6 protein-coding genes and 4 tRNA genes are annotated in these 6610 nt (G+C 67.1%); 5 read left to right on the forward strand and 5 right to left on the reverse strand.

What is annotated here, in order from left to right:
• Positions 1 to 614: 614 nt before the first annotated feature.
• Positions 615 to 773: a hypothetical protein gene (locus tag AB0J97_RS44385; RefSeq protein ID WP_364101290.1), complete on the forward strand. Its 159-nt coding sequence runs from the start codon at positions 615 to 617 to the stop codon at positions 771 to 773.
• Between the two features lie 350 nt (positions 774 to 1123).
• Here AB0J97_RS44385 and AB0J97_RS44390 read toward each other — a convergent pair.
• The 4 genes from AB0J97_RS44390 to AB0J97_RS44405 form a co-directional block, all read right to left on the reverse strand.
• Positions 1124 to 1200 (reverse strand) — tRNA-Phe (locus AB0J97_RS44390).
• 5 nt (positions 1201 to 1205) lie between these two features.
• A tRNA-Asp gene (locus tag AB0J97_RS44395) sits at positions 1206 to 1280 on the reverse strand.
• A gap of 100 nt (positions 1281 to 1380) precedes the next feature.
• Positions 1381 to 1453: transfer RNA gene (locus tag AB0J97_RS44400), tRNA-Glu, on the reverse strand.
• Positions 1454 to 2959 (reverse strand): metallophosphoesterase, encoded by a 1506-nt coding sequence (locus AB0J97_RS44405; RefSeq protein ID WP_364101293.1) that lies wholly within the window; start codon positions 2957 to 2959, stop codon positions 1454 to 1456.
• 96 nt (positions 2960 to 3055) lie between these two features.
• On the opposite strand from AB0J97_RS44405, the gene AB0J97_RS44410 reads away from it, so the two are divergent.
• Together AB0J97_RS44410 and AB0J97_RS44415 are read left to right on the forward strand one after the other, a co-directional pair.
• Positions 3056 to 3397, forward strand: coding sequence for a metallopeptidase family protein (locus tag AB0J97_RS44410; RefSeq protein WP_357709936.1), 342 nt, complete (start codon positions 3056 to 3058; stop codon positions 3395 to 3397).
• Between the two features lie 109 nt (positions 3398 to 3506).
• Entirely contained in the window at positions 3507 to 4793 is a 1287-nt protein-coding gene (locus tag AB0J97_RS44415) for an MFS transporter (protein ID WP_357709938.1), read from the forward strand.
• Here the strand turns inward: AB0J97_RS44415 and AB0J97_RS44420 are convergent, their stop codons facing one another.
• Positions 4794 to 5087, reverse strand: coding sequence for a PspC domain-containing protein (locus AB0J97_RS44420; protein ID WP_357709940.1), 294 nt, complete (start codon positions 5085 to 5087; stop codon positions 4794 to 4796).
• Positions 5088 to 5178: 91 nt separating this feature from the next.
• Between AB0J97_RS44420 and AB0J97_RS44425 the strand changes: the two genes are divergently transcribed.
• Together AB0J97_RS44425 and AB0J97_RS44430 are read left to right on the forward strand one after the other, a co-directional pair.
• Positions 5179 to 6333 carry an acyl-CoA dehydrogenase family protein gene (locus AB0J97_RS44425; protein WP_357709942.1) on the forward strand — a complete coding sequence of 385 codons (1155 nt, stop codon included), beginning with the start codon at positions 5179 to 5181 and terminating at the stop codon, positions 6331 to 6333.
• Between the two features lie 49 nt (positions 6334 to 6382).
• Positions 6383 to 6458 (forward strand) — tRNA-Lys (locus tag AB0J97_RS44430).
• Positions 6459 to 6610 lie beyond the last annotated feature (152 nt).

Below are 6610 nucleotides of genomic sequence, written 5' to 3' on the forward strand. Positions count from 1 at the left end.
CCCCCTGAAGAGGAACCCAAGCACCGGACCCATCACCGCTCTCGTAAGCGCTCGAATGGCGAAGGGACGATCTATCAACGGAAGGACGGCCGATGGGAAAGGGGCCGCCTTCGTCCTCACGACAGCTGGCACATACAAGCGCGTCCGCGCGTACGGCCACACCCATGAAGAAGCTCACCAAGCTGATCGCACAAGCTGATCAGGGCATCCCGGTTGCCTCGGACGGGTTCGTAGGGAATGCCAGTGCTGCAGGCATGGATGGGACGCCTCCCGCGAGCGGCCCACGTGCTGCGCTCTCAAGACCCCGAAATGCTGCGGTTCACATCTGTCCACGCGAATGATCCAGTCCATTCACGCCGTTCTCCGAAACGCACTCGAACGGGCCGTACGCGAGGAGATCATCCCTCGAAACGTCTCGAAGCTCTCACGGTCTCCGTTCCCTCGTACAAGGTCAACCGTGGTCTGACGACCGAGCAGGCGCGACGCGTGCTGAGGGTTTCTCGCGAGGACCGGTTCCACGCGCTGTACGTCCTGGCCCTCTGCCTCGGCCTGCGCCGAGGGGAACTGCTCGGCCTTCCTGGGAGGACGTCGACCTCGACGCGGGCACTCTGGAGGTGGTCCAGACCCTCCAGCGCGTCGGTGGCGAACTCCGGTTCGTCCGCCCCAAGACGGAGAACTCCGAGCGCACGATCCCGCTGCCCGAGATCTCCGCCGAAGCTGGGGAGCCGTCCGCCAGGCCGCAGGCCTCGGTGAGATGCGCCTCCACGACATGAGGCACACCTGCGTGCCCCTCCTCCTGGACCTCGCAGTCGGCAGGCATCCCGACGATCTCCGCGAGTCCGATCGCGTCAGGAACACCGGGGAGCCGCAGGAACACCCCGAAAGGCCGCCGGCCGACGACCGTTCCCGTCACTCGCGTCCCCACCGGTAGAGCTTGACGTGTCGCGGTCCATGCATGGCGCACCCGCTCGGCGAATCCGGGCCCCTCGTCGGGCCACCTGTATTCAGACACGTTCGGATCCTAGGAGCCGAAAATCAGGAGCCGTATGCCGACGTTGCCGTCAGCGGACACAAAAATGCCCCGGAGCGATAATCGCTTCGGGGCTTTCTTGCTGTTCAAAGCTGGTGGTCAGGGGCAGGGTCGAACTGCCGACCTTCCGCTTTTCAGGCGGACGCTCGTACCAACTGAGCTACCTGACCCAGAGCGGTCCTGACGGGACTTGAACCCGCGACCTCCACCTTGACAGGGTGGCGAGCACTCCAAACTGCTCTACAGGACCTTGCGTTTCTTGCGTTTCTTTCTGTTTGCGCTCGCTTAGCTTACCAGCTTTCCGGTGGCCTTTCGACCAGCCGGTTCGCGGTGCGCCAAGCGCTCGCAAGTGCCCCCAACGGGATTCGAACCCGTGCCGCCGCCTTGAAAGGGCGGTGTCCTAGGCCGCTAGACGATGGGGGCTCAGGATTCCCTGTCGCCTTCCGTCGGAGACCTCTGAAGCATAGGGGACGATTGCCCCTGATGCCAAAGTGGCTGACCGGCGGTCGGTGACGCGGTGCCGATGATCGATCCCGTTGGAGACGGGGCGTTCGTTGGCTCCGGAGAAATCATACGTTGTGGGTCGGCCTCCACGTGACGCTGGATGTACACCGACTGCTCCCCCAGCCCGCCCAGCGTGATGTCGTCCCAGGCGCGCAGGCGTCTGGTCTCGCGGTCGAAGTACAGGACCGAGGCCTGTACGGGCGTGGGCTGGGCGTGTTCGAGCGCCCGAAGGCCGGCGCCGCCGGTCGATCCCTGGACGAGCATGCGCGAGCCGGACGGCAGCATGGACGTCGAGCGGTCATGCGTGTGACCGGCCAGGATCATGGGCGCGGCCCCGCTGAACCCCCGGCCGACGTCGGGGTCGTGGACGGCCACCACGTCCGCCTTGTCCACGTTGGCCAGGCGTGCGCGGGCGAACCGTTTGAGCGCGTCCGGGTCCGAGTCGACGGCCACCGATTTGTCGGGGGTGAAGCGAGGGTCGCCCAGGCCGTAGATGCGCAGGCCCGCGACCTTCTCCACGCGGTCATCCAGGACCACGGCGTTCTTCTGCCGCTCGACCGCCCTCTGCGTGATCATGGAGTCGTGGTTGCCTCGTACGTACACGTACGGCACCCCGAGGCGGCTGATCTCGTCGACGAACTTGTTCTCCGGCTTGGTCCCGTGGTCCGAGATGTCGCCGGTGTCGATGATCATGTCGACGGCGAACTGGTCCTTGAGCGAGCGGATGACGTTCCAGGCGATGGGGTTGATGTGGATGTCCGAGACGTGCAGGACGCGGATGGATTTGGGGTCGGCGTCGTACAGGGGCAGGGTCGAGACGGTGTCGTACAGCTTCGAGACGTTCGTGACGAGCTTGGTGAGCTGCGACCGGTACGACTCGAACTTCGTCACGATCGACTCCGCGCTGCCCACCAGCGACGGCGCGGCGGCGACGAGCCCCGAGTAGCGCGGCTCCACGAGCGAGCTCGGACGGAACGTGAGGGCGGCGAGCGCCCCGGTGCCCGCGAGGCCCACAGAGGCCGCCAGGAGGCCCACCAGAGCCGTCCTGGGGCGCCTGTAGACCATCAGGACGGCTATCAGGGCCCCCGCCCCGGCACAGAGCATGCTGCGGACCGCCAGGGCCCGCACGCCGTCCAGGAGGTCGCTCTCGATGAGGCCCGGCAGGCGGTCGGCCAGTTTGGGGTCCTCGATGAGCGCCTTGGCCCGCTCCTGGTCGATGTTCTCCAGGGTGATGCGGAGCCTGAGCGGGGCGTCGTGGGTCCGGAAGGTCAGCGTGCCGAGAGGGCTGGCGTCGACGACCGTCTCGCCGCGCCAGGCGGGCCTGAGCGACATGCCCGTCTCGACGGGACCGACCTGGGCGTGCACGGTGCCGCTCAGAAATATGCCCAGCCAGGCGCCGGCGGCGGCCACCATGAGCACCGCCACGACCCTTGTCGCGCGCGACCGAATGACTGCTTTCGACCTGTCAACGAACTTCATACAGTTTCTTGCATACCTGACCGGCAGGGCAGAATGGCATGCGTGATCGAGGTTTCGCGGGAGAAGTTCGAGGAGCTCGTGGCCCAGGCTCTGGACACGATCCCCGCCGAGCTCACCCGTGTCATGAGCAACGTCGTCGTCACGGTCGTCGATGATCCGCCGGAGCCCCACCTGCTCGGCCTGTACACCGGTGTCCCCCTCACAGAACGCGGCGACTGGTACTCAGGTGTCCTGCCCGACCGGATCGAGATCTACCGCAATCCCATATGCCAGATATGCAGGACAGAAGAGGAAGTCGTTAACGAGGTGCGCATCACTGTTGTCCACGAGGTGGGACACCATTTCGGGATCAGTGATGACAGACTTCACGAACTGGGCTGGTGACCCTTTGCTTCTCGTTGACTTCTTTGGGTTGCGCCTTGCCTCATGATCGGGCACCTTAGGTCACATAGCGAACACGGTGAGTCAGGCACAGCGGAGTCCAATGGGGGCCATGCAGGCAGGTAGGCCGCCGGGACGGCATCGCCGTGCCGAGACAGATCAGGCCACCTACGGCGAGGTCATCGCCATCCGGGAGTTTCGGGCGCTTTGGTACGGCCAGGGCCTGTCCCTGCTCGGTGACCAGCTCGCCCAGGTCGCGCTCGCCGTCCTCGTCTACTCCCGCACCGGTTCGGCCCTGGCCACCGCGGCCGTCTACGCGCTGACGTACCTCCCGTCGATCGTCGGGGGGCCGCTGCTGGCGGGGCTGGCCGACAGGTTCGCGCGCCGGGGCGTCATGATGACCTGCGACGTCGTCCGCGCGGTCCTGGTCGGCGTGATGGCGCTGCCGATGATGCCGTTCTGGGCGTTGTGCGTGCTGGTGTTCTTCGTGGTGCTGCTCAGTGCCCCGTTCTCGGCCGCGCGCGCGGCGCTGCTGCCCGAGGTGCTCGAAGGCGACCGGTACGTCGTCGGTTCCGCGTTGCAGAACATGACGAACCAGGCCGTACAGATGCTGGGGTTCGCTGCGGGCGGAGCGGTGATCGCCACCTTGGGCCCCTACCGGGCGCTCGCTCTCGACGCGGCCACGTTCCTCGCCTCGGCCCTGATCCTGGTCTCGGGCGTACGTCCGCGGCCGGCCGCCGACCAGGGGGGCGCGAAGCCGTCCATGTGGGCGATGACCAGGGCGGGAGCCTCACTCGTCTTCGGCTCGCGCAGGTTGCGAACACTGGTGCTGTTCGCGTGGTTGTGCGGCTTCTACATCCTTCCTGAGGGCATCGCCGTGCCCTACGCCGCCGAACTCGCCACGGGGACGCTGTCGGTGCCCGTGATCACCGGTCTGCTGATGGCCGCGATGCCGACGGGCACTGTGGTGGGCGCCTTCCTGTTCAGCAGGTACGTGACGCCGGCGCGGCGGCTGCGCCTGATGGGCTGGATGGCCATGCTGAGCTGCGCGCCCCTGGCGGTGACGGCGCTCCGGCCGCCGCTCGCGGTGGTGCTGGCCGCATGGGTTCTGTCGGGGATCGGTGGGGCGTACCAGCTCGCGGCGAATGCGGCTTTCGTCCAGAGTGTGCCGCCGGAGCGGCGTGGCCAGGCCTTCGGGCTGGTGCAGTCGGGGCTGATGGCCGTCCAGGGGTTGGGGATCCTGGTCGGCGGGTTCGCGGCGGAGAGACTCGGTCCTGAGCTGGTGGTCGCACTCTCCGGCATCACCGGAGTGATCGCGGCGGCCGTGCTCGCCCTGATGTGGACCGAGTCCCGGGACGACCGTAATGCCCAGGAAGTGCCCGCCCAGGCGCCGGCCTGATCACTGCTGCGGCTTGTGCTCGCCGGTCCAGTCGGTGGCGTTCTTCTGCTGCTGCTGCTTGATCAGGTCCTGGACGATCGAGGTGTCCCGCTCCTCGGACGGCATCAGGAGCCAGCCGATCGCGTACACCCCGACGCCGACCCCGCCGAACAGGGTGGCGATGGCGAGGGCGACCCTGACCAGGTTCGCGTCGACGCCGACGTACTCACCGATGCCCGAGCAGACGCCCGCGACGACCCGGCCCTTGTTGGTGCGACGCAGCTTCTTGACGTTGTACTCGCTGAATTCGTTCATGTCTCAAGACTGCCCCTGGGGGTGGTGTTAGCACATCAGGATTCCCCCTGGTAGAACCCTGGTAACCCCTTACGCGAGGAGAGGACCCGCCATGGACGACCTGCTGCGCCTCGACGACCGACTCAACGGCGACCAGCGGCTGATCCGCGACACGGTCCGGTCTTTCGTCTCCGACCGCGTCCTTCCGCACGTGGGCGACTGGTTCGAGGAGGCCGTCTTCCCCGCGCGCGAACTCGCGCCGGAGCTGGGCTCGCTCGGCCTGCTGGGGATGCATCTGGAGGGTTACGGGTGCGCCGGCACCGACGCCACCTCCTACGGCGTGGCCTGCCGCGAGCTGGAGGCGGGCGACTCGGGCCTGCGCTCGTTCGTGTCGGTGCAGGGCTCGCTGGCGATGTTCCCCATCTGGCGGTACGGCTCCGACCAGCAGAAGGAGGAGTGGCTGCCGCGCATGGCGGCCGGCACGGCCATCGGCTGCTTCGGCCTGACCGAGCCGGACCACGGGTCCGACCCGGCGAACATGCGCACGTACGCCAAGAGGGACGGATCCGACTGGATTCTCAACGGCTCCAAGATGTGGATCACCAACGGCTCGATCGCCGACGTCGCCGTGGTGTGGGCGCAGACGGACGAGGGCGTCCGCGGCTTCGTCGTCCCCACCTCCACGCCGGGTTTCTCCGCCCCTGAGATCCACAAGAAGTTGTCCCTTAGGGCATCGGTCACCTCGTCCCTGTACTTCGATGACCTCCGCCTGCCCGCCTCCGCCGTGCTTCCCGGGGTCACCGGCCTCAAGGGCCCGCTGTCGTGCCTTTCCGAGGCCCGTTTCGGCATCCTGTGGGGGGTCGTCGGGGCCGCCCGCGCCTGCCTGGAGTCGGCGGTGGACTACGCGAAGACCCGCGTGCAGTTCGACAAGCCGATCGGGGCCTTCCAGCTCACCCAGGAGAAACTGGCCTGGATGTACGTCGCCGCCGCCCAGGCCCAGCTCACGGCCCTGCACCTTGGTGCGCTGAAGGACGAGGGACGGCTGGAGCCCCGGCAGATCAGCTTCGGCAAGCTGGCCAACGTACGGGCCGCCCTGGACATCGCCCGCCAGGCCCGTTCCGTCCTGGGTGGAAACGGGATCACCCTGGAGTACCCTGTGATCAGGCACATGAACAATCTGGAGTCTGTGCTGACGTACGAGGGTACCCAGGAGATTCACACACTGGTGCTGGGCGAGGCTCTCACGGGGCTGGCCGCTTACCGGTGATGGAGGCGTCGCGGGCGGGGCGGTAATCTCTGTACCCTTGCTCGTGCGAGGGGCGTTAGCTCAATTGGCAGAGCTGCGGACTTTTAATCCGTAGGTTCCGGGTTCGAGCCCCGGGCGCCCTACCACTCCGCATCGCCTGGACGACCCAGCTTGCGGTCGGATGGGCGGTGGTGCCCAGCACGCGGACGCGCCGGCTGGCGTGCTCGATGACGGCCAGGATGTACTGGCGCTGCCCGGTGAGGGTGACGGTCTCGATGAAGTCGCAGGCCAGCAGCGC

This window comes from Nonomuraea sp. NPDC049607 (assembly GCF_040675375.1).
GTDB lineage: Bacteria > Actinomycetota > Actinomycetes > Streptosporangiales > Streptosporangiaceae > Nonomuraea.